Here is a 763-nt window from a genome sequence, read left to right on the forward strand (position 1 = left end):
CCGATAACCTGATCAACCCGCTGCTGAAGGAGCAGGTGCCGGGCATCTATTTCCCGATGGGGCAGACCGCCGAAATCGTCGCGCGTCGTTACAACGTCAGTCGCCAAGAGCAGGACTTGTACGCACTGCAAAGTCAGCAGCGCACCGCTCAGGCTCAGGCTGCCGGTTTGTTCGATGATGAAATCGTACCGATGGCGGTGAAGTATCGGGTCGAAGACAAGACCACCGGGCAGATTCAAATCCTCGATGGCATCGTCGATCGCGACGACTGCAATCGCCCGGATACCACGCTGGAAAGCCTGGCGGGCTTGAAACCGGTATTTGCCGAAGACGGTTCGGTCACCGCAGGCAACTCTTCGCAGCTGTCCGACGGGGCGTCGATGACGCTGGTGATGAGCCTGGAAAAAGCRCTGGAATTGGGCTTGAAGCCCAAAGCGTTCTTCCGTGGTTTCACGGTCGCCGGGTGCGAGCCGGATGAGATGGGCATCGGTCCCGTTTTCTCGGTGCCGAAACTGCTCAAGGCCAAGGGCTTGCAGGTCGCCGATATTGATCTGTGGGAACTCAACGAGGCGTTTGCCTCGCAATGCCTGTACAGCCGTAATCGGCTGGAGATCGATAACGAGAAGTACAACGTCAGTGGCGGGTCGATTTCCATTGGCCACCCGTTCGGCATGACCGGTTCGCGTCAGGTCGGGCATCTCGTGCGGGAATTGCAGCGGCGCAAACTGCGTTACGGCATTGTCACCATGTGCGTGGGGGGCGG

General features: G+C 59.2%; 1 protein-coding gene. It reads left to right on the forward strand.

Going from position 1 to position 763, the window contains the following annotated elements:
• The coding region (locus AC1DRJ_RS30735) for a thiolase family protein (protein WP_477805426.1) at positions 1 to 763 on the forward strand (763 nt) is incomplete at both ends.

The organism is Pseudomonas sp. P5_B2 (assembly GCF_056400445.1).